This is a genomic window from Allomuricauda sp. d1 (assembly GCF_039592695.1).
GTDB lineage: Bacteria > Bacteroidota > Bacteroidia > Flavobacteriales > Flavobacteriaceae > Flagellimonas_A.
Window position 1 is genome coordinate 1,273,015 of sequence record NZ_JBBUTK010000001.1, and the last position, 22,560, is coordinate 1,295,574.

Annotated in this window: 16 protein-coding genes; 13 read left to right on the top strand and 3 right to left on the bottom strand. The window is 38.5% G+C overall.

Translation table 11 applies throughout. The features are described 5' to 3' along the window. Nucleotides 1-8: 8 nt before the first annotated feature. From AAAH86_RS05890 to AAAH86_RS05900, 3 genes are read right to left on the bottom strand one after another with little or no spacing between them, the layout of a single operon-like run. The gene (locus tag AAAH86_RS05890; protein ID WP_343486589.1) at nt 9-785 is read right to left on the bottom strand and encodes a polysaccharide biosynthesis/export family protein; all 777 of its coding nucleotides are present in this window, start codon (nt 783-785) and stop codon (nt 9-11) included. Between the two features lie 50 nt (nt 786-835). Then, the gene (locus AAAH86_RS05895) at nt 836-2,779 is read right to left on the bottom strand and encodes a nucleoside-diphosphate sugar epimerase/dehydratase (protein WP_343486590.1); all 1,944 of its coding nucleotides are present in this window, start codon (nt 2,777-2,779) and stop codon (nt 836-838) included. Beyond that, complete coding sequence (locus AAAH86_RS05900) at nt 2,776-3,864, bottom strand: aminotransferase class I/II-fold pyridoxal phosphate-dependent enzyme (RefSeq protein WP_343486842.1); 1,089 nt, start codon at nt 3,862-3,864, stop codon at nt 2,776-2,778. Before AAAH86_RS05900 ends, AAAH86_RS05895 begins: the two co-directional genes overlap by 4 nt. A 460-nt stretch (nt 3,865-4,324) precedes the next feature. On the opposite strand from AAAH86_RS05900, the gene AAAH86_RS05905 reads away from it, so the two are divergent. The 13 genes from AAAH86_RS05905 (at nt 4,325) to AAAH86_RS05965 (ending at nt 22,445) form a co-directional block, all read left to right on the top strand. Then, a complete protein-coding gene (locus AAAH86_RS05905; RefSeq protein ID WP_343486591.1) occupies nt 4,325-5,353 on the top strand; it encodes an NAD-dependent epimerase in 1,029 nt (342 codons plus the stop codon). 143 nt (nt 5,354-5,496) lie between these two features. Continuing rightward, complete coding sequence (locus AAAH86_RS05910; RefSeq protein ID WP_343486843.1) at nt 5,497-5,847, top strand: NAD-dependent epimerase/dehydratase family protein; 351 nt, start codon at nt 5,497-5,499, stop codon at nt 5,845-5,847. Continuing rightward, on the top strand, nt 5,844-7,199 hold the full coding sequence (locus AAAH86_RS05915) for a UDP-glucose/GDP-mannose dehydrogenase family protein (RefSeq protein ID WP_343486592.1): 1,356 nt from the start codon (nt 5,844-5,846) through the stop codon (nt 7,197-7,199). Before AAAH86_RS05910 ends, AAAH86_RS05915 begins: the two co-directional genes overlap by 4 nt. Nucleotides 7,200-7,635: 436 nt before the next feature. Next, a complete protein-coding gene (locus AAAH86_RS05920) occupies nt 7,636-8,757 on the top strand; it encodes a glycosyltransferase (RefSeq protein WP_343486593.1) in 1,122 nt (373 codons plus the stop codon). A 110-nt stretch (nt 8,758-8,867) separates the two neighbouring features. After that, nucleotides 8,868-10,988: a bi-domain-containing oxidoreductase gene (locus AAAH86_RS05925; protein WP_343486594.1), complete on the top strand. Its 2,121-nt coding sequence runs from the start codon at nt 8,868-8,870 to the stop codon at nt 10,986-10,988. 191 nt (nt 10,989-11,179) lie between these two features. Next, nucleotides 11,180-12,913 (top strand): heparinase II/III family protein, encoded by a 1,734-nt coding sequence (locus tag AAAH86_RS05930; protein WP_343486595.1) that lies wholly within the window; start codon nt 11,180-11,182, stop codon nt 12,911-12,913. Beyond that, nucleotides 12,910-14,154: a glycosyltransferase family 4 protein gene (locus AAAH86_RS05935; protein ID WP_343486596.1), complete on the top strand. Its 1,245-nt coding sequence runs from the start codon at nt 12,910-12,912 to the stop codon at nt 14,152-14,154. Before AAAH86_RS05930 ends, AAAH86_RS05935 begins: the two co-directional genes overlap by 4 nt. A gap of 96 nt (nt 14,155-14,250) precedes the next feature. Beyond that, the gene (wecB, locus tag AAAH86_RS05940; protein ID WP_343486597.1) at nt 14,251-15,372 is read left to right on the top strand and encodes a UDP-N-acetylglucosamine 2-epimerase (non-hydrolyzing); all 1,122 of its coding nucleotides are present in this window, start codon (nt 14,251-14,253) and stop codon (nt 15,370-15,372) included. Further along, on the top strand, nt 15,372-16,583 hold the full coding sequence (gene wecC, locus AAAH86_RS05945; protein WP_343486598.1) for a UDP-N-acetyl-D-mannosamine dehydrogenase: 1,212 nt from the start codon (nt 15,372-15,374) through the stop codon (nt 16,581-16,583). The genes wecB and wecC overlap by 1 nt, the downstream gene beginning before the upstream one ends. Nucleotides 16,584-17,127: 544 nt before the next feature. Then, entirely contained in the window at nt 17,128-17,364 is a 237-nt protein-coding gene (locus AAAH86_RS05950; RefSeq protein ID WP_343486599.1) for an acyl carrier protein, read from the top strand. 9 nt (nt 17,365-17,373) lie between these two features. After that, a complete protein-coding gene (locus AAAH86_RS05955) occupies nt 17,374-18,825 on the top strand; it encodes a class I adenylate-forming enzyme family protein (RefSeq protein ID WP_343486600.1) in 1,452 nt (483 codons plus the stop codon). Further along, nucleotides 18,826-19,965, top strand: coding sequence for an iron-containing alcohol dehydrogenase (locus tag AAAH86_RS05960; protein ID WP_343486601.1), 1,140 nt, complete (start codon nt 18,826-18,828; stop codon nt 19,963-19,965). Then, entirely contained in the window at nt 19,962-22,445 is a 2,484-nt protein-coding gene (locus AAAH86_RS05965) for an acyl-CoA reductase (protein WP_343486602.1), read from the top strand. Before AAAH86_RS05960 ends, AAAH86_RS05965 begins: the two co-directional genes overlap by 4 nt. The last annotated feature ends 115 nt before the right edge of the window (nt 22,446-22,560 follow it).

Sequence of the window (22,560 nt, forward strand, 5' to 3'; positions counted from 1 at the left end):
TCAATTTCTTATAAACGGGTAATAAGAATAATTGTGGAAGTTATCAAAATCGATGCAATGGAAATGGCAATACTGGCCCTTTGATCGAGACTAGAGGACGAAATTCCCGATTTGTTCGGTTCTACATAGACCACATCATTCTGGGTAAGATAATATACCGGAGAATTTACTACATTCTTTGAAGTAAGGTCAATACGATTATAAACCTTGGTGCCGTTAAAATCTCTGATGACCAAAACATTAGTCCTGACACCCCTGATCGTCAAATCACCTGCAAACCCCAATGCTTCCAATATGGTAATTTGCTCTCCGTTAACGGGGTATGTTCCTGGCCTATTCACTTCTCCTAAGACAGTAACCGTATAGTTTCTTAATCTTATGTTTATGATAGGGTCCTTCAGATATTCCGATAATCGCTCCCTTAGAAGTATTCGCAGTTCATCTGGAGACAGCCCTTCCACTTTTAATTTTCCGATGACCGGGAAATCAATCTCCCCTGCCTGATCCACTAAGTAATTTACTTGTTCCTGCTGGCCTCCCGCTCCCGGCATGCCCCTAAACAAATTAAAAGGGCCACTGGCCTCAGGATTTAAGGAAGAAACATGGATATCTATTAGGTCATCGACCTTGAACTTTGATGTAAACCCACTGTCGTTTACCAAGGTCTCGAAGTCACCAGTGTCTTGAAAATATACCACCTCTTTCCTGGAAGCACAGGAGGCAATGACCATTGCAATAACAAAAAATAGAAGAACGCTTCTGATAGAAATACCTGTCTTTAGCATCAGATGACTTGTTTATTTATTGATTAAAATTTCTCAAAATAAGAGATTTATTAGGATTCCACAACTTTTAAGATGATTGTATTCTTTTCTACTTCGGACTTCGGGTTTTCATCCAATTCGCAAAGCTTGGAGTTATTGGAAACATATTCTGGCACAATACTTTTCATTAATCTTACCGTATTTTCGCCAAAGAACATATTGGTGATACAAAGTTCATCTATTTTTGACCTTAAGTCTATATAATCCAGTTCTCTCGCCTTACTTATTTTGATTTTTCTATGGTAGGTAGGCAATGTGTTTTCTCCATCAGCCAACAATTCTTCATACAATTTTTCGCCAGGTCTCAATCCTGTAAACTTAATATCAATATCTTCAGGATACTGAAGTCCGGAAAGCTTGATCATGTTCTTGGCCAAATCGTAAATCTTTACCGATTCTCCCATATCGAAAATAAAAATTTCCCCTCCTTTTCCCATAGCTCCCGCTTCCAGCACTAACTGTGAGGCTTCTGGGATAGTCATGAAATATCGCGTAATTTCTTTATGTGTGACAGTAAGTGGGCCACCATTTTCTATCTGCTTTCTAAACAATGGAATCACAGAACCATTAGACCCGAGAACGTTTCCAAAACGAGTGGTGATAAACTTGGTCTTTTTTTCTCGTTGCATACAACTCACATAGATTTCTGCAATCCTTTTGCTGGCCCCCATAACATTTGTTGGGTTGACGGCCTTATCAGTAGATATAAGCACAAACTTTTCAATGTTGTATTGCAAAGCGAGATCTGCAATGTTTTTTGTGCCTGCAATATTAATTTTTATTGCTTCGTATGAATTATACTCCATTAGAGGTACATGCTTATAAGCAGCGGCATGAAAAATCATATCAGGCTTATATTCCTGAAAAATGGCATTCATTCTGTTCTTATCCCGTACATCACCGACAATCGGAATAAAATTATGGTGCCCTTTTTGTTTCAATTCCTGTTGTAGGTCATAGAGTGCAGACTCTGCTTGATCGATTATTACAAGTGATTGGCAATCATAGTTGCATATTTGTCGTACTATTTCACTTCCTATCGACCCTGCTCCACCTGTGACAAATATGACTTTATCCTTAACCTCATCACCTATTTTTGAATTGGCAATGTCAATAGGGGCTCGATTTAGCAAATCTTCAATCTGGATCTTCTTGATTTGGGAGGCTTTAAGTTCCCCGTTGATCCAGTCCTCCACGGGAGGGACTATCTTTACTAAAACTGGGAAATCAACCAATCCCTCCACCAATTTCTTTAATCTTTTGTGGTCTATATTTTGGATGCAAAAAATTACCTCAGAAATTCTTTTTTTGGAAATAAAGCCTTCGGTCAAAGTTTCAGGGCCGTATACGGTGACGCCATTAATCAGCTTGCCTATCTTCTTTTTGTCCTTGTCTATGTAGCCGACAACCTTGACATTGCTTTTAGAGTGATTGGTAAGGGCTCCATAAGTTAAAATTCCTGATTCACCTGCACCGTAAATCAATACATTTTTAGATACAGTATAACCATTCTCATTGACAAAACTATGAAAGAGCGATTTGAAGATATACCTTGACGTTACCAGGGCTATGAAAGCAATTAAACTATTGATTATTATAATGGATAAAGGAATAGTAAAATTGTCTACCAGTTGAAACTCTCTATTTGCGAGAACCAAGAAAATCGTCAATATACTAGCCAAGCAAATAGCATTGAAAATATTGTAGACATCTCGCATACCGGTATGCCTGACCACCCCCTTATATGAACCGACAATCAAAAAAGAAATCAGTGCAATCAACGAAACCCAAGGCAATTGCACAAAAAGTTTGTCAACATCAAAGTCAAATGTCAGGTTAAAGCGGATAAAGTAGGACAGCACAAAAGAAATTGCCACAATGATTACATCAATTGCCAAGACTAACCATTTTGACGCGTATCTCCCAACAGTACTGGTCAGATAATTTTGTATCATGAACGTGCACTTTTTATGATTTCTACAATACGCTCCAAGTCTTCCACCGATAGATTTGAACCGCTCGGCAGGCATAACCCTCTATCAAAGAGATTTTCTGAGGTGCCATCTATAAAATTAATCTCTTTTTTGAAAACAGGCTGTAAATGCATCGGTTTCCATAAAGGTCTTGACTCAATATTCTCATCATCCAAAGCGATACGAATCTTTTCTCTAATTTCATAAGAAGGTGTGAGTATACAGCTCAGCCATCTGTTGGAAAACATTCCGCTAGGTTCTTCAAGAAATGTGATTCCGTCAAAAGATTGTAGTTCTTCGGTGTAATACTTATAATTTCTGCGCCTGGCATGTACTCTATCTTGCAGAATATCCATTTGTCCTCTTCCAATTCCGGCCAGCACATTGCTCATGCGGTAGTTGTGTCCAATTTCAGAATGTTGATAATGAACGGCGTTATCCCGAGCCTGAGTAGCCAAAAAAACCGCCTTATCTCGATACTCTTTGTTTTTGGAAACCAACGCGCCTCCCCCAGAAGTGGTTATAATTTTGTTTCCATTAAAAGAAAGGATTGCTATATCACCAAAAGTCCCACAAGGCCTTTCGCCATAGGTGCTTCCCAGGGCTTCAGCACTGTCTTCAAGTACAGGAATCTCGTATTTCTTAGCAATGGTGTGTATTTCATTGACCTTATAGGGCATGCCGTATAAATGAACCACTATAATGGCTTTGGGTTTTTTACCCTTTGACAGTCTCTGGGCTATCGCCTCTTCCAAAAGCTGGGGAGACATATTCCAAGTTTCTTGCTCACTATCGATGAACACTGGTGAGGCTCCCAAATAAGTAATAGGATTTGCCGATGCAGAAAATGTAAAACTTTGGCAAAGTACCTCATCTCCCCTGCCTGCCCCCAAGAGTTTAAGCCCTAAATGGATGGCTGCTGTTCCAGAACTTAAAGCCGCTACATGAACATCATTGCCCAGATAGTGTTCTATGTCGTTTTCGAAACCCAATACGTTGGGGCCCAGCGGGGCTACCCAATTCGTCTCAAATGCCTCATGAACGTATGAAAGCTCTGTTTCACCCATGTGCGGAGATGAAAGCCATATTTTAGATTGCGTTTCGGTTTTCAAGTTCAATTGTCATCTATTTTTGGCATTCTTTTAAGATTATCGATGAAATCTGATAGAATGCAATCAAATTGTTGGGGCTAGCAAACTGCTTGAAAATATAGTTTTACCCATAAAATGATTAAAGTTACTCTTATCCCTTGAGTACAGGTAAAATTAATGAGATATTTCGCTAAACTTGTATAAAAAATCGATTGAATGCCATTACCCCTTTTTTGATGGCATCATTTCAAAGAAAATTAATTCTGCCTTATCAACACCAATCTGTTTAAATACATCGTAGATTATATCAAGTATTGAACACAACACGTAATTCTTTCTGCCGGATTATTTAAATTGCCCACGTGTAAACTTCATATTTGACATTGTACTCTTTTTTTAAAGTATGATGATGTAGTATAATATCAACAAAAACTGAATGAAAGTATTGGTAACGGGAGCAGCTGGTTTTATAGGATTTCATACTGTGACTAAATTGATGGAACTAAACCATCAAGTCGTTGGTCTTGATAATCTCAACGATTATTATACTGTTGACCTCAAATATGACCGTCTCGAGTATCTAGGGATAGATAGTGCTCTAGCGGAAAAATTCAATCATATTTCTGAAAGCTCAATATATTCCACAAATTTCAAGTTTGTGAGAATGAATATAGAAGACCGTGATGCTTTGCCAAACCTATTCAATAAGCAAAAATTTGATGTGGTATGCAATCTGGCTGCTCAAGCTGGGGTACGCTATAGTATAGAAAACCCTGAAGCCTATGTCGACAGCAATATAGTTGGGTTCTTAAATATTTTGGAGTGTTGCCGCCATTACAATGTCAATCATTTGGTATATGCCAGCAGTTCAAGTGTATATGGCCAGAATAGAAGTGTGCCATTTAAAACATCAGATAGCGTCGATCATCCTATTAGTCTATACGCAGCTACAAAAAAGAGCAATGAATTGATGGCACACACCTATAGCCATTTATTTAATTTACGCACTACCGGATTACGTTTTTTTACTGTTTATGGTCCATGGGGAAGACCTGATATGGCTTTATTCCTCTTTACCGAAGCCATTGTCAATGGAAAACCAATTAAGGTCTTCAACAATGGTGACATGCAGAGAGACTTCACATATATTGATGATATTGTCGAAGGTGTAGTGCGAATAATTGAAGATCGGGCAGAGCATGAGGAAGTAAGAAAGACACCCTACAAAATATATAATATTGGAAACAGCAAACCTGTTCATTTATTAGAGTTTATTGACGCTTTGGAAGACAGCCTTGGAATCAAGGCAATTAAACACATGCTGCCCATGCAACCAGGTGATGTTTCGAGAACATGGGCCAGTGTAGAAAATTTGTCAAAAGACTATGGTTATCATCCTAGTACGCCTGTTCGTAAAGGAGTGGAGAAATTTGTGGAATGGCACAAATCATATTGCAAAAATTAGAATATTTCCATGATGTATCACAAATCTTTTATGTGAAATAATACCCGTTGATTGTTTTTTATCGATGAAACCCGCATCTTAAATTTAAAAAGGAAAATTCTAATTTGTTTTGTACATCTTTGCGCTCTAAAATTTAAATTTTGATGCATCTGAAGTCTCTTGGCTTTGATTCTAATTTTCATATCCTGGTCACTAGCGGCTCAAGGTTTATAGGTTCTAACCTATGTGAAGCTCTTCTTGATGATGGAAATCAAGTGACATGCCTTGATAATTTCTCAGCAGGTAAAAGAGAAAATATTGTACAGTTTCTGGATAATCCAAGATTTTCATCAATCGAAGGAGATATACGCGACCTACAAGACTTTAGAAAAGCGTGTGACAGCATTGGCCATGTTTTGCATCAAGCAACGTTGGGCTCTGTATACCAGTCAATAAATGAGCCTATCGCCAGCAATGGCATTAATATTTATAACAGAAGAAATAGAGCGATATGAAATTAACTATAGTAGGTACTGGTTACGTTGGTTTGGTCACCGGTACTTGTTTTGCCGAAATGGGCAATGCAGTCACTTGTGTCGATATTGATAAAAAAAAGATTGAAAATCTTGAAAATGGAATCATTCCCATTTACGAACCCGGGCTTGAAGCCATGGTCAAACGTAACGTAGCTAACAATACCCTGCGTTTTAGCACAAAACTTGAAGATTGTCTTGACGGTGCTGACATGGCCTTCATTGCTGTCGGTACACCCATGGGTGAAGACGGTTCAGCAGATTTGCAATATGTGCTAAAAGTTGCAGAGACCATTGGCGACAATATGACCCAACCCCTCATAGTGGTAGACAAGTCAACTGTACCCGTGGGAACTGCGGATAAAGTACGGAATACGATTGAAGCGCAATTGCAAAAAAGGGGGCTGCAAGTTGATTTTCATGTAGTCTCCAACCCAGAATTTTTAAAAGAAGGAGATGCCATCAATGATTTTCTTAAACCAGATAGGGTTGTTGTGGGAACCAACGATAAAGAGACCGCAGAAAAAATGCGCCGCCTATATGCACCTTTCTTCAGGAGCAGTATGGACCGCATGTTGGTAATGGACGTTCGCTCTGCAGAAATGACCAAGTATGTAGCCAACGCCATGCTGGCGACAAAAATTTCTTTTATGAATGAAGTGGCCAATATCTGTGAATTGGTCGGGGCCGATGTAAACAAGGTGCGTGTTGGTATCGGCTCTGATAGTCGTATCGGATACAGCTTTATTTATCCAGGTAGTGGGTATGGGGGTTCCTGTTTTCCTAAAGATGTAAAGGCCCTCAAAAAAACAGCTGAAAAAGCAGGATACCAAGCCCAACTATTAAATGCTGTCGAAGATGTGAACGACCGTCAAAAATTGGTGATTGCCGACAAGGTAATCGAACGTTTTGGAGAAAAGCTTGATGGGATGACCTTTGCAATATGGGGGCTTGCCTTTAAACCTGGCACCGATGATATGCGTGAAGCTCCTTCCATATACATCATTAAAAGGCTTACGGAATGCGGTGCAAAAATCAATGCCTATGATCCCAAAGCAGTACATGAGGCGAAAGAATTCTATCTGAAAGGGGTTTCCAATGTTACGTATACCAACTCAAAATATGAGGCGTTGAACAATGCAGATGCGATGCTTTTGTTAACGGAATGGAAAGAATTCCGTTCCCCAGATTTTATGGAGATAAAAAATAAATTGAAAGCACCGATAATTTTTGATGGCCGTAATCAATATAACGATGACCGTATGGTAGAATTAGGGTTTGAATACCATCAAATAGGCAAAAAAAGAATAGATTATAACATAATCAGCCCCTGATTCCGGTACTGTTGTCTTACAAACGAGATTGCTATGATTGCGAAAAAAGTCAAACCACTATCTGACAACAGAAAAATGAGAACGCGATATTTATGAGAAAAGCAGAGTGACACAAAAATCAGACAACTCAATAAAAACCCTAGCGATTACATATCATTAATTTGCTCGGTACAAATTAGTGGATTTAAAAATAATAAAATAGACTCAAATTATTTACACCCCAATAGCAAACGGCATCTTTTGAAAAAGAAATCTATACACAATTTTTATTATATCTGTTTTGGGCGAAAACACAAAAATGAAAAAGAACAAGTTTATTACATAACTGAAAATTACATACAATTTGTACAAGCCAAATTAACTGAAACTTGTTATATGAATCTTTTGTATTGTTTAGTATTTATATTGAATGTTTAGCATAACTATACTGTAGTCAATGAACAAAATATTAGTCATCTACCCTGGATTTCCACATTACAGAGTTGGTATTATTGAAGCCCTAATGAATTCTACCCAAAACCATTACCTTTTTTTGGGGGACAAAAGAGGTTACAATAAACTGAAGCCATATAATTTTAAAGATTCAGCCAATTTCAAAGATTTTCCTGCTTATAAAATTGGTCCTTTTTACTTCAATAAAGGATTAATCCGTTATGTGATTTCCCAAAAACCCAATGGTGCCATAGTACATTCCCCTCCCAATTGGATTTCCATAATCATTGCTGCTCTTATATTTCGAATTAAAGGGGTAAAAGTCTATAATTGGACGCATGGAATACTTACGAACCATAGAAATCTAAAGAATAGAATTTATCTTATTTTTTACAAATTTTTCTTTGATGGATTATTGCTTTATGGAAATATAGCCAAAGAAAATCTTATGAACCTAGGGTTTGATAAAGATAAAATAAAGGTCATTTACAATTCTTTGAATTATAAGGAGCAAATTAAATTACGAGAAACATTAGATGAAAATGAGAGACAGCAAATCAGGACAAGTTTGTTTGATAATCCAAACAATGACCAACTTGTTTTCATTGGCCGTCTTACGGTCCAAAAAAAACTAAATCTCCTTATTAAGGCAATTAAGTTGCTTAAAGACGAAAAGATTTATGTCAATCTACTATTTGTTGGAGATGGAAATCAAAAAAAAGAATTACAATCTCAGATAGATAAATACAAAATTGCCAATCAGATTTGTTTTTACGGCGCTTCTTATGATGAGACACAAAATTACAAATTGATAGCATCAAGTGATTGCTGCGTTGCACCTGGGGAAATAGGTTTAACCGCAATGCATTCATTGATGTTTGGTGTTCCTGTTATTTCCCATAACGATAGAAATAGGCAAATGCCTGAATTTGAAGCAATTTTACCAAATACCAATGGCGTCCTTTTTGAATATGACGATGCTGTTGATTTGAAAGAACAAATAAAAATTCTATTAAAGATTTCAAATGAGAAATCGAAGTTACAACTGAGAAAGGATTGCTACAAGATAATTGATGAGTACTATAATCCAAATTATCAAGTAAATCTTGTCGATAGTCTTTTTTAGGCGTGTATGTTAATGTCAAATTAATTCACAAGATTTTTACGAAAGGAAATGAACCCAATAAATAGAAACATTCAGTAGCGTAGATTCAATTAAAACTGATCAGAAAAATTATGAAACAAATCATACAATCGTTCAAAACAGGTGAAACCATCCTTGAAGATGTACCAAAACCTCAGGTAAAACCCGGTCATGTTTTAATCAGAACTTCCAAAACCTTGGTCTCTTTGGGAACGGAAAAAATGTTGGTCAACTTCGGAAAGGCCAACCTTCTACAAAAGGCCAAACAACAACCGGACAAAGTAAAAGAAGTTCTCACCAAAGTAAAGACAGATGGTTTGATGCCCACTGTTAACGCTGTATTCAATAAATTAAGTGAGCCCCTTGCACTTGGCTATTGCAATGTGGGTGTTGTGGAAGCGATTGGAAAAGGGGTCGACGAGTTCAAGATTGGAGATAGGGTGGCATCCAATGGATCCCATGCCGAATTTGTTTGTATTCCAAAAAACTTAGTGGCAGCCATACCCAAAAATGTCACTGATGAGGAGGCTTGTTTTACGGTCATAGGATCCATTGGGTTGCAAGGTATCCGATTATTGAAACCCACGTTCGGGGAAACCGTTGTAGTTATTGGTCTGGGCCTTATCGGTCTTATCACCGCGCAATTGCTAAAGGCCCATGGCTGTGAAGTTATTGGTTATGATTTGGACAAGGACAAGGTAGATTTGGCGGCTTCTTTTGGCATCACTGCATTTAATCCCGGGGAAGGTTCTGAGCCCGTAAAATTTGTGATGGACAAAACGAATGGCGTTGGATGTGATGGCGTTATCATAACGGCATCAACAAAATCTGACGTGGTCATTTCTGACGCTGCCAAAATGAGTCGAAAAAGAGGTAAAATAGTATTGGTTGGGGTCATCGGACTTCATCTTTCTAGAGCAGATTTCTACGAAAAAGAACTCGAGTTCCAAGTATCCTGCTCCTATGGCCCAGGACGGTATGATGCCAATTATGAGAGTAAAGGTCAAGACTATCCTATAGGATATGTAAGATGGACTGAAAAACGGAATTTTGAAGCCATCTTAAACTCAATCTCAAATAAATCTGTTGACGTCGAATCCTTAATCACCCAAAGAATTCCTCTTCACAACTTTTCTGAAATTTATGATAACATGCAATCCAAGGAAGCTATTGCCAGTATTCTGGAATATAGTTCATCTGCGGGCAATGCCACTACCGTTGTTGTTTCTGAACCAAGGTATTCTCCAAATTCGAAGGGAGTCATAGGGATTGTAGGAGCGGGAAATTTTACCGGCATGACGTTATTGCCCAATCTTAAAAAGGCCAATGCAAAAATCAAATACATTACAAGCTCCGCAGGGGTAAGCGGCACAGGTTTGGCAAAAAAATATGGGATTGCCAGGAGCACAACGAAATATTCAGATGTTTTGGAAGATGCTGAAGTGGATATTGTCATTATTACGACCCGGCATAACCTGCATAGCCAAATGGCCATAGATGGTCTTAAGGCGAATAAGCATGTTTTTGTTGAAAAACCCTTGGCCATACATCATAACCAATTGGATGAAATAGAAGAGGCATACAAAAATTCACAAGGGAGTTTGATGGTTGGATTCAATCGAAGATTTTCTCCCCATATCAGAAAAATGAAATCTTTATTAGGCTCGTCTGAAACGCCCATTAATGTAATTGCAACCATGAATGCAGGTTTTATACCTGAAAATGTTTGGGTGCATGATATGGAAATTGGTGGAGGGAGAATCATCGGTGAAGCCTGCCATTACATTGACCTTCTCAGTTTTCTAACAGGATCCAGCGTGACCTCCGTATGTCTAAACGCCATGGGGAATCACCCCAAAGAAAATACCGATAACGCAAGCATATTGTTACGATTTGAAAATGGCTCAAATGCTGTTATCAATTATTTTGCAAACGGTTCAAAAAGCTATTCAAAAGAAAGACTAGAGGTCTATTCCCAGGGTCGAACGATCATTATGGATAACTTCAGAATTACAAAAGGATACGGATTTAAAGGCTTTGGTAAACTTAAAACCAAAATGGATAAGGGACATTTGTCCCAGTTTGAAAATTATATCGCTGGTATTGCAGAAGGAAATGGCTCGTTGATAGATTTTGAATCCATAATGAATACTTCCAGAGCTTCGATTGCGGCAATTGAGAGCTTAAAAACAAAGAGTTGGGTCTCTGTTTAAATCTTGGTTCTAGTTTAAAAGGTATTTAATATTATAAATATAAGTGTCAATTGAAAATCCTCAGACTATTTAATACGATTCGGAATATGGGTATGCGCTATACCCGATTTCGTTTATTTCACGAAATAGCTGTAAAGCTCGGGGTTATGACCGTTAAGTTTCCCAGTAACCCTGAGCCTAACAATATTTCGATGACAAGGAATCAATGGCGCAAAGAAGCCCCATTGTTCTTTTTTGATTCAAAGGAATCATTGGTTGTACCCAAAAACAGAAATTCAGATTTGAAAAGATCTTTCGATGAAATCAAAGTCAATACCTACACTTACTTTAGTAAAACAAAAATCTCTTTGGGTGAAAATTATGATTGGTTGACCAATCCGGTAACGAAGTATAGGTATCGACTGAAACATTGGTCTAAGATCAAGGACTTGTCAAAAGAGGCCGGTGACATAAAATATGTTTGGGAGAAAGCCCGTTTTTCATTTTTGTACGACTTAATTCGCTATGATTATCACTTTGAAGAAGATTGTGCCGCTCTTGTTTTCCGTGAAATCGATTCGTTTATAGACCACAACCCGATTAACTTGGGACCAAACTATAAGTGCAGCCAGGAAATAAGTTTAAGAGTCTTGAATTGGACGTTTGCATTGTACTACTATAGAAATTCTGAGGAGTTGTCTGAAGAGCGATTTGATAAGATTATGAACTCCATCTATTGGCAACTTCATCATGTATATCACAATATAAATTTTTCGAGGATAGCGGTTAGAAACAATCATGCCCTGACAGAAACCCTTATGCTTTTTTTGAGTGGTCTATTGTTTCCTTTTCTACCAAACACGACAAAATGGACTAAAAAGGGCAAGAAATGGTTCGGGGAAGAAATCGGATATCAAATTTACAAGGATGGCACGTTCTTACAATTCTCAATGAATTATCATCGGGTTGCCATCCAATTGCTTACTTGGGGTATCAGACTTGCAGAAATCCATAAGAACCCCTTTAATTCTACCGTATATGATAGAGCCGAAAAATCGTTAAACTATTTACGGACATGTCAAGACCAAAAAAGTGGCAGGTTACCCAATTATGGAGCCAATGATGGCGCACTTTTCTTTAAGCTGACAGATGACGACTATCGCATATACACCTCCCAAATCAATGATTTAAGTGCTGTATTGCATCGTGAAGTTTCCGAACATGATGAAAGTCAGTTGTGGTATGGTATCGCCAATTGCGAAATAAAGCCCTTTGCACAAGGTAAGCTAGCGTCATATCCTATCGGTGGGCATTATGTTATAAATGACGGCCCTTCAAAAACTTTTGTCAAGTGCGCCAAATACAAAGATCGGCCCGGACATGCAGATAATTTACACTTGGATATATGGTTGAATGGCACTAATTATATATGGGACACGGGATCTTACAAGTATAATACAGTAAAAAAGTATAGTCAATTTTTTAGCCATTGTTATGGCCACAATACCGTTTCTGTTGATAACAAGAATCAAATGCTAAAAGGATCCAGATTTATTTGGAATTATTGGAACAAAAAAGCGCATGCCACCATAACTGAAAAGGAAGACAGTTTTGAATTCAATGGCCAATTCACAGGTTTTCCTGAACTCGGAAATAAAATTGTCCACCATAGAAAAGTGGTAAAAGCGAAAAAGACGAACAATTGGGAAATTGTCGATACCATAAAGAATGCCAATGTTTACGTGTCGCAACAATATTGGCATTTTAATCCAAAAACTTATGATCAAATCCGTATCAACTGTATAGATGGTGAAGGCAATGTTTTACATCCGAAGATAGAGGAAAAATGGTGCTCCAATTACTATGGTGAAATTGAACCCTCCATCAGATATACGTATTTTTCAAAAACCGGATTCAAAACTGCAATCAAAATAAAGCCAGTATGAAAATACTTTTACTTCATCAATATTTCTTAGGTAAAAATCAAGGCGGTGGGGCCCGATTTAATGAAATGACCAAGGTATGGGCTGATGAGGGTCATTCAGTTACCGTGATTGCTGGGTTACGCAGTTATTCAGACACAGAATATCCTGAATGGAAAGGGAAATCGTATGCTTTTGAAAAAGACTTTTACAAAAATACCGACGTTCACCGATGTTATATGTCAGATTCATCCCATAAACCCGGTTTTTTAAGTAGAATGTGGGGCTACTTTTCCTTTGTTTTTTCGAGTACCTGGGCAGGATTGTTTAAAGTCAAGGGGAAATATGATTTAATGATTGTTTCTTCCCCCCCTTTATTTGTTGCGATTCCGGCTTATATTTTGTCATCCGTTAAACGCATTCCCTTAATCTTTGAAGTAAGGGACTTATGGCCCGAATCGGCCATAGATACAGGTATGATAAGCAATCCCTTATTGATAAGATTTTCTTATTGGTTCGAAAAGACAATCTATAAAAAAGCAAAATTGATCAATGTGCTGACACCGGCATTTAGGGAAAAATTAATAAAAAACAAAAATATACCAGCCAATAAGATTATATATATCCCAAATGCAGCAGACTTTTCCGTTGCAGAAAAAGCAGCCAAAAATTTTGATGCTAAAAAATTTAGGAAAGAGGAAGGTATTGATGATAAGTTTGTTGTAACATACATTGGCGCCCATGGTATTGCAAACCACTTGATTCAAATCATTGAAGCGGCAGAAAAGCTGCAAGACACTAACGTCTTATTTCAACTCATTGGAGGGGGTATGACCAAAAACGCTTTAGTAAAAGAGGCTAAAGCCCGAAATTTACAAAATGTTCGCTTTGTTGGCCGAGTTGATAAAACTATGGCTTTCAAATACATTCTAGCATCAGATATCGGAACTTCGGTGTTAAAGAAGGTTGATACTTTTAAAACCATATATTCCAACAAAACCTTTGACTATATGTCTTGCAAAAAACCCATTTTGTTGGCAATCGATGGTGTTTCGAGACAATTGGTAGTTGAAGAGGCAAAATGTGGTGTATTTGCTGAACCAGAAAATGCAGACGATATCGCAGAGAAAGTTAGACAGTATATACGAGGTGATTATAACATGAAAGAACAGGGAGAAAATGGTTATCGACATGCTAAGGAACACTTTGACAGAGAAGAATTGGCAAATAAATATTTAAAGGAAATGCAAAGACTTACAATTTAATCCCATTTGTTTGAAATGGGCATTAAACTTACAAATTTCATTAAGATAAGCCTTAAGCAATATTCCTGAAACACCATAATTTTATATAATTCTAGAATGAAAAAGAAAAACCTAATCATTTTCGGAACACGTCCTGAAGCGATAAAAATGGCACCATTGGTCAAATCGTTTTTAAAGGATGTGTCTTTTGAAACCAAGGTATGTGTCACTGCGCAGCACCGTGAAATGTTGGATCAGGTACTGGATTTTTTCGAGATTACTCCAGATTATGACCTGAACCTTATGAAACCGGGACAAAATTTATATGGATTGACAGCCGCTATCATCACAGGGTTACAGCCTGTTCTTGAAGAATTCAAACCGGATTTTGTTTATGTTCACGGAGATACCACCACTACAATGGGGTCCAGTATTGCAGGGTTCTATTCCGGTGCAAAGGTATGTCACGTTGAAGCGGGATTACGGACCTTTAATAAACTGGCCCCTTTTCCAGAAGAAATAAATCGAACCATTACAGGGCATATTGCCGACTATCATTTTGCCCCTACACAGACTTCGTTTGATAATTTACGGAATGAAGGAATTTCAAAGGACAATATTTTAATTACCGGCAATACTGTAATTGATGCCCTTTTCGAGAGTGTTTCTAGGGTAGATACCATTGAAGATCCTGAAATAATACAGCTAAAGAACGAACTTGATTTCACAAAACGAATTGTTTTGGTTACGGGCCATCGAAGGGAAAACCATGGACAGGGATTCATTAATATCTGTGAAGCATTAAAGAAAATAGGGGAAGTCGTTGAAAATGTGCAAATCGTATACCCGGTACATTTAAATCCGAAAGTGCAAAAACCTGTGTATGAAATACTTGGAAAACAAGATAACATAAAATTGATCGATCCCTTAGCCTATCCTGCCTTTGTTTGGTTAATGAATAAATGCGAGCTAGTGATTACCGATAGTGGGGGCGTTCAAGAAGAGGCGCCCAGTTTGGGCAAACCGGTATTGGTAATGCGAGATACAACCGAAAGGCCTGAGGCAGTTGATGCCGGTACGGTAATACTCGTTGGTACCGATAAAGCGAAAATTATAAGCGAAACCATAGATTTAATGGGGAATCCCGAGCGTTATAAAAAAATGAGCAAATTACACAACCCTTATGGAGACGGAAAAGCCTGCCAACGAATTGTAAAATTTATAAAAAACTTGAATTAATGAACAATCCAGAAGTAGTAATGATAGGCTTAGGCTACATTGGCCTGCCTACAGCGGCATTGATTGCGGAAGGGGGAACCCATGTGCACGGTGTCGATATCAACCAACATGTAGTCGACACCATAAATAGGGGTGAAATTCATATCGTGGAACCCTCTTTGGACACCGCGGTGTCCAAAGCTGTGGGAGAAGGATTTTTAAAAGCGGCTACGACTCCTGTAGAAGCAGACACCTACCTAATAGTTGTACCTACTCCCTTTAAGGACAAAAATGAGCCCGATATTTCTTTCGTACATGCCGCTACCACGGCTATACTGCCCTTGCTCAAGGAAGGTGATCTTTTTATTATTGAATCTACCTCGCCTGTAGGCACCACGGAGAAAATGATGCAATATATATATGAAGAACGCCCGGAGCTAAATGGAAAGTTACATATTGCATATTGTCCCGAACGTGTATTACCTGGTAATGTAATGTATGAACTGGTTCACAATGACCGTGTTATTGGTGGGGTTGATGAAGCCTCGACTGAAAAGGCCGCAGCTTTTTATGCCAAATATGTAAAAGGTGAACTGCACAAGACCAATGCCCGAACCGCCGAAATGTGCAAATTGGTTGAAAACTCATCCAGAGATGTACAAATCGCATTTGCCAATGAATTATCATTAATTTGCGATAAGGCCGATATCAATGTATGGGAATTGATTACATTGGCCAACAAGCACCCCAGGGTGAATATCTTGCAACCTGGTTGTGGTGTCGGAGGACATTGTATAGCTGTAGATCCTTACTTCATTGTGTCTGATTACCCCATGGAATCCAAAATCATAGGAACTGCTAGGGAAGTAAATAATTACAAATCATTTTGGTGTGCCGAAAAAATCCAAAATACCAAGCTCCAATTTGAATTACAACATGGGAGAAAACCCAAAATCGCTCTTATGGGCTTGGCTTTTAAGCCCAATATTGATGATTTAAGGGAGTCTCCTGCAAAATATATTGTCCAAAGAGTGTTGCAAAATGCAAACAATGAGGAATATTATATCGTAGAACCTAATATTGACACCCATAAAGTATTCAAACTTACACTTGTCGAAGATGCCGTTGAGAATGCAGACATTGTCGCTTTGTTAGTGGCCCATGATGAATTCAAGAACCTTAATATTTCTGATGACAAAGTAGTTCTTGATTTTTGTGGTGTTTTTAAATAGCTTCTTTAGTCTATAAATGCCAAGTCCAAAAAAAAGTGAAATGACATCCTAACTTTATACTCTTTGCAATTCGTTTAAAAAGAATCCGTTTTAACAATGATGGTTGTGAAATAATCCAAGAAGAAGAAGGTTTTGGAAAACAATCGGCCTTTGTTGAAGTATTTTTTAAAATCATCTTATAATCTAAAGAATTGTGCCTTTTTTTACAACAAACGAAAACTCTTAGGCCTTGCCCCTTCTCTCATACTGGTTTAAAACTACAATAAACGGGGGGATGTTGCCGTTTGTCTAGAAAAGTATCCACTAGAGCTTTATTCCCCTAATTTTGTAGCAATTATTAATATTATTTACGTGTTGGATTAACATTTCAACAACGTTAAAAAAGAACATACGGATTTATGTTTTCTTCTTTGAACAAACATTTGTTGTAAAAGAAGAATTGAGGTTTTCAAGCTGGTGAATTATTGTAGTTTTGCGGAACATTTTGATTGATTAAAACTATTTGGAATATAACCTTTAAAGTTGGAAGTAATTAACTTTGAAAATGAGTACAGAAAACAAGATAAAAGAAATTATAGCGGAAGCCATTGAGGTGCAGGTGTCACAGATAGAAGAGGATACAGCAATCGGTGATTTTCCTAAGTGGGATTCGATGGGGCAAGTAATCATCATATCTTCCCTTGAAAAAGAATTTGGAATCAAGTTTGACCCAGAGGTCATAATGGACTTGGAAGATGTTGGTGATATGATAGAAGCCGTAGAGGAGCGCATTCCCCAATAGCTTTCTTGCATGCCTTATATTTCACTTGAAGAAAAGATATTTGACTGGGCCCAGAAAACGCCTGAAAAAATAGCCTTGATTGATAAGAAAAAATCAATCACTTATAAAGAACTTGTTCAAAATATTTGGTCAACCAAGGTAAGGCTTGAAAGCGAATTCTCTCTAGAAAAGGGAGATTATGTTTTATTGGCCGCGAACAAAAATGTGCATTTCATTTATGCGTACTTCGCGATTCACCTCATAGGCGCTAGGGTCGTTCCTCTAGATGAACAGATACAGGCTGAAAAACTTGATTTAATACAACAAAAAACCAATCCCAAGCTGATTATAGGACTTACGCTTGAGAATGATGCCAAATGTTTTAGTTTTCAAACCCTTGAGGGCACCAGATTGGAAGAGATTCCTGATAAAATAAAGTTTCCCCTTTCTGATTGTCCAGCGGATGTTTTATTTACAACTGGGACCACTGGTGAGCCAAAAGGTGTAGTATTAACACATGGAAATATTGCTGCAAGTGCACTCAATATCAATACTTTTGTAGAAAATGATAATGAAGATGTTGAACTTTTGGCCCTACCCATAAGCCATTCTTTTGGTTTGGGTAGAATCAAGTGTGTTTTATCAGTGGGAGGCACCTTGGTTCTATTGGGAAGTATCGTTAATATGAAAAGAATGTTCAGAGCGTTTGAAGAACATAAAATCACTGGCTTCGGCATGGTACCCGCCAGCTGGGAATACATTCAGAAAATGAGCGGCAATAGGTTGGCTGATTTTTCCCAACAATTGAAGTATATTGAATTGGGCAGTGCGTATATGTCTCCTAAAGACAAAGAAACCATGATGGCGCTTTTTCCTCAGACAAGAATATGTATGCACTATGGTCTCACAGAGGCTTCTCGCTCAACTTTCACTGAGTTTTCGGCAGATGTATCTTATTTAGACTCAATAGGCAAGGCAAGCCCAAATGTAGAAATCAAGATTATGGATGAGTCAGGAAAAGTGATGAACCCCAATTGTGAGGGTGAAATTTGTGTCAAGGGCCATCACGTAACCGAAGGATATCTTGATTTACCTAAGACCAACTTTTTCCATGGTGATTATTTTAGAACAGGCGATATTGGAAGTATGGACTCTGAGGGATATGTTTATTACAAAGGCCGCTACAAAGAAATCATCAACGTTGGAGGCAAAAAATTGTCCCCTATCGAGGTAGAGACCAAAATCAACGAGTTTGACCCACTCCTAGAATCTGCATGCATAGGGATTAAAGACCCTGAGGGAGTTTTGGGAGAAGTTGTCAAAGCGTTTATCGTAAAGAACAATTCCATAAAGACTTTAGAGGATATCAGGGAATATCTCAAGAAAAGCCTAGAGTCTTATAAAGTACCTGTAGCCTTTCAATGGGTAGAAGAAATTCCTAAAACAAAGTCAGGTAAAATACAACGACAAAAACTATCATAGATGAATTGGGAACCACAGGGAATGTATTCTAAGTTTTTATTGAAACAACCTACCATTCTTTTTGGAGAGAATGCTTTGATGGGTCTTAAGACTTATGCCTGCACGAGAGTTTCAGTAATTTATGGTTCCAGCTTGGATGATGAGTATAAACGAAAGGTTTCAAATGCTCTATCTTCTTTTGAAATCTCTTTTGTTAAGAAAACATGGCATGGTGAACCTACCCTAAAGTCTCTACATTCTACCATAAAAGAGATAGAGGAGTTTCAACCTGACCTTATTATCGCCATTGGTGGCGGTAGTGTGATCGATGGGGCCAAAATGGTCAGAACGTATTACGAGTTTCCTTTTTTTGATGTGAGGGAGACGAGCTTTTCAATGCTGAACTGGAAAACAACTTTCGTGGCTATACCAACCACTATTGGCAGCGGGGCAGAGATTTCTTCGGCGTCAGTAATGTACAGTGAAAGCCAAAAAACAAAAGAATTCGTCATTAGCCATCAGTTCATACCTGAAATCATTGTACTTGAAGTCAGTCTCATTGAAAATGCCCCTAAAAGGGTGCTATTGACCTCAATGGTCGATGCATTGTCTCATGCAATTGAAGGATACATGTCAACGATAGACAACCTTTTGGTTGATAGCTATGCAGAAAAAGCCATTCAAATAATAGCTGAATACCATCATGTCATCACCAGTGGCACTGAGAAAGAATTCATCAATAAACTACAATTGGCATCTTTGTTTGCAGGCTTGGTACAAAATCACTGTATAGTCGGGGCAACACATGCTTTGGCACATCAAATGTCGTCATACGGTCTGTCACATGCCGGTGCCATTGCACTGTTTTTACCTGCCGTAATCAGAAAGAATATCGATTCACCAAACCCAAAAGCTAGATTTGACCAATTGGCAAAGCATTCAGGCTTCACTAAGGGAGCAGATTTGTTGAACTTTGTCGAAAGTTTCATCGCTGGTATTGACTTGACGAAAGAAAAAGATACCCTCAAAAAAAATAGGCAACGTATTATTTCAGACAACGCTTTCTTTGAACAGGCATTGAGCGATAAAGGCGGACAAGGCAACCCCGTGCCAATGAATAAGGAATTTTTACTAGAAATCTTTAAAGAAGCTTCCTCATGAAACAGAGCACACTGACTGACAATCTTATTGCAAATAATCCGTATGAATTGAGTTCAGAACAGAAGAGTGAGCTTTTTTCAAAGGCGTTGCTAGAGGAAATCAAGTTCCACTATGAAAATAACGAACAGTACCGACACTTTTGCGACAACAAAGATTTCGACCCTCACACATTCACGGATAATCTTGAACAGATCCCACCTATTGCTGTAAGCGTGTTCAAGGATTTGGGAAAGGACTTGAAATCCATCCCCGATAATGAAGTGAAATTATCATTACAGTCTTCTGCGACTTCAGGCATTCCCAGTACTGTTGTTCTTGACAAAACGACCGCAAAACGGCAGGCCAAGGTAATGGTCAAGGTAATTAAAGACTTCATAGGGTCTGAAAGAAAACCTTTCATCGTGGTTGATGTGATTCCGAACCCCGAAAATATCAAATTTTTGGGTGCTCGATATGCGGCCATCGGTGGTTATCTGAACTTCGCCAGCGAGGTAAACTATGCACTAGAAAAAGATGATGATGAAAAGGTTTCTTTCAATGTCGAAAAGACCCAGGAATTCATCAAATCAATCGATAAGAATACACCTATGGTGGTCTTCGGATTCACCTATATGCTTTATGCCCAAGTTGTAAAACCACTTTTGGACGAGGGCCTAAAGTTTGACCTGCCCAAAGGGTCAAAAATCATACACATAGGAGGGTGGAAAAAATTGGAGAGTGAAAAAATCAGCAAATCACAATTCAACTCTGCAATGTCAAAATTGTTTTCTGTCAAAGAGCAGCATGTCATCGATATTTATGGCTTCACTGAACAAATGGGATTGAATTACCCGGATTGCGAATGCGGATGGAAACACGCTCCGGTTTATTCAGAATTGATTATCAGAGATCCCGCCACCCGAGAGGTTCTACCACATGGCAAAGAGGGTGTTATGCAATTTTTATCCCCCATACCACACTCCTACCCCGGCAATGTGGTTCTTACCGATGATGTCGGGGTTATCAACCCTGAACCTTGCCCTAATGGCAGAAATGGCACTAGGTTTAAAATCCTTGGGCGATTAAAAAAGGCTGAAATAAGAGGTTGTGGTGACATTTTGGGCAGCAAGCTTAAATTCTCAGGTGCAGATATAGAAGTAGAAAAAAATAGAGTTTCAAAATTGGAGCTCCACTATTGGAAAGGTAAAAAATTGGATGCCTCTGAATCAGCTGAGTCACAGCTTAAAGAGCTTATCGTTGAACTCAATAAAAAGCAGCAATGGCTGAGAAGCCAACCCATAGATGCGTTGATAGGCTTGATAGGAGAAGCTTCTAAAATATGGCTTTCAGCAGAAGGTGAACTGGCTCCGATGAAAGAAAGGGGCTTGGCGTTTCTTGCCAATTGGTCCAAACCTGTCCATCTGAACAGGATAGCGACGATCGGGCTTCGAAACAATAGACAGCACATGGATGGGTTTTTACCATTGAACCATTCTCGAAAGCAGTTTTTGAAGGCAAATCAAAGAGGTTTGGTTTGCCACTGGCTGGCAGGTAACGTGCAGGTTTTGGGTATGTTCGCACTATTGCAGTCGATATTGACCAAAAATGTTAATCTGCTTAAAATTTCATCTAGGGATGATGGGGTATTTTCAAAACTGTTGAAAACATTTGAAGGACTAAGTTACACTACTCCTGGCGGCTATACGATTACAGGTGATGATGTATTGAAAACCATAGCCGTTGTTTATTTCTCTAGCAACGATAGACAAATTGGCGAGTTAATGTCGAAATCAGCCAATGTCAGAATAGCCTGGGGAGGGCGAGAGGCGGTAGAAACAGTGGCCAACTATCCTTCAATGTATGACACCGAAGATATCATATTTGGTCCGAAAATATCGTTTTCAGCAATTTCCAAAGAAGTATTGGGTACGGAAAGAAGAGCCAAAAAACTAGCCAGAAAAGTAGCAGTAGATTCTAGTGTGTTCGATCAAACCGGTTGTGCATCGCCACATAACCTATATATTGAAAAAGGTGGCGAAGTATCTCCAAAAGACTTCTGCAAATTTTTGGCTGAAGGCATGGAAAAGGCTTCAGTTCAAATTCCTAAAGGAGAAACCTCGGTAGAACAAATATCAGCGGTACATTCCATCAGGGGATTGTATGATTTCAAGGGTGAGGTCTGGGCCAGCGATGATACCACGTGGACCGTAGTGTATTCTGAGGACAAAAATTTAAAACCTCCCGTATATTCAAGGGTTATTATGGTACATCCTGTCGACCATATTGATGAGACATTAGAGCACATAGATGACAACATTCAAACCATCGGGTTGGCCTCAATTGGCGAAAAAGCCTTGAATTTTGCTGAGAAAGCAGTAGAAAAAGGTGTGATGCGCTGTCCGGAAATGGGTCGAATGCTAAATTTTGAATCCCCGTGGGATGGAATTTTCTTAATGGAGCGCATGGTCAGATGGAGCACATTTGGTGGACCATTGGTTTAATCCAGAAATATTTTAGCACCAATGTATCATACCAGGGGTTAACAAAATTCAGTTCTTTTTTCCTTAAATCGATTCGCCCGTCAACGAAAAAAATGGTGGTTCATAAGTGAAAAAG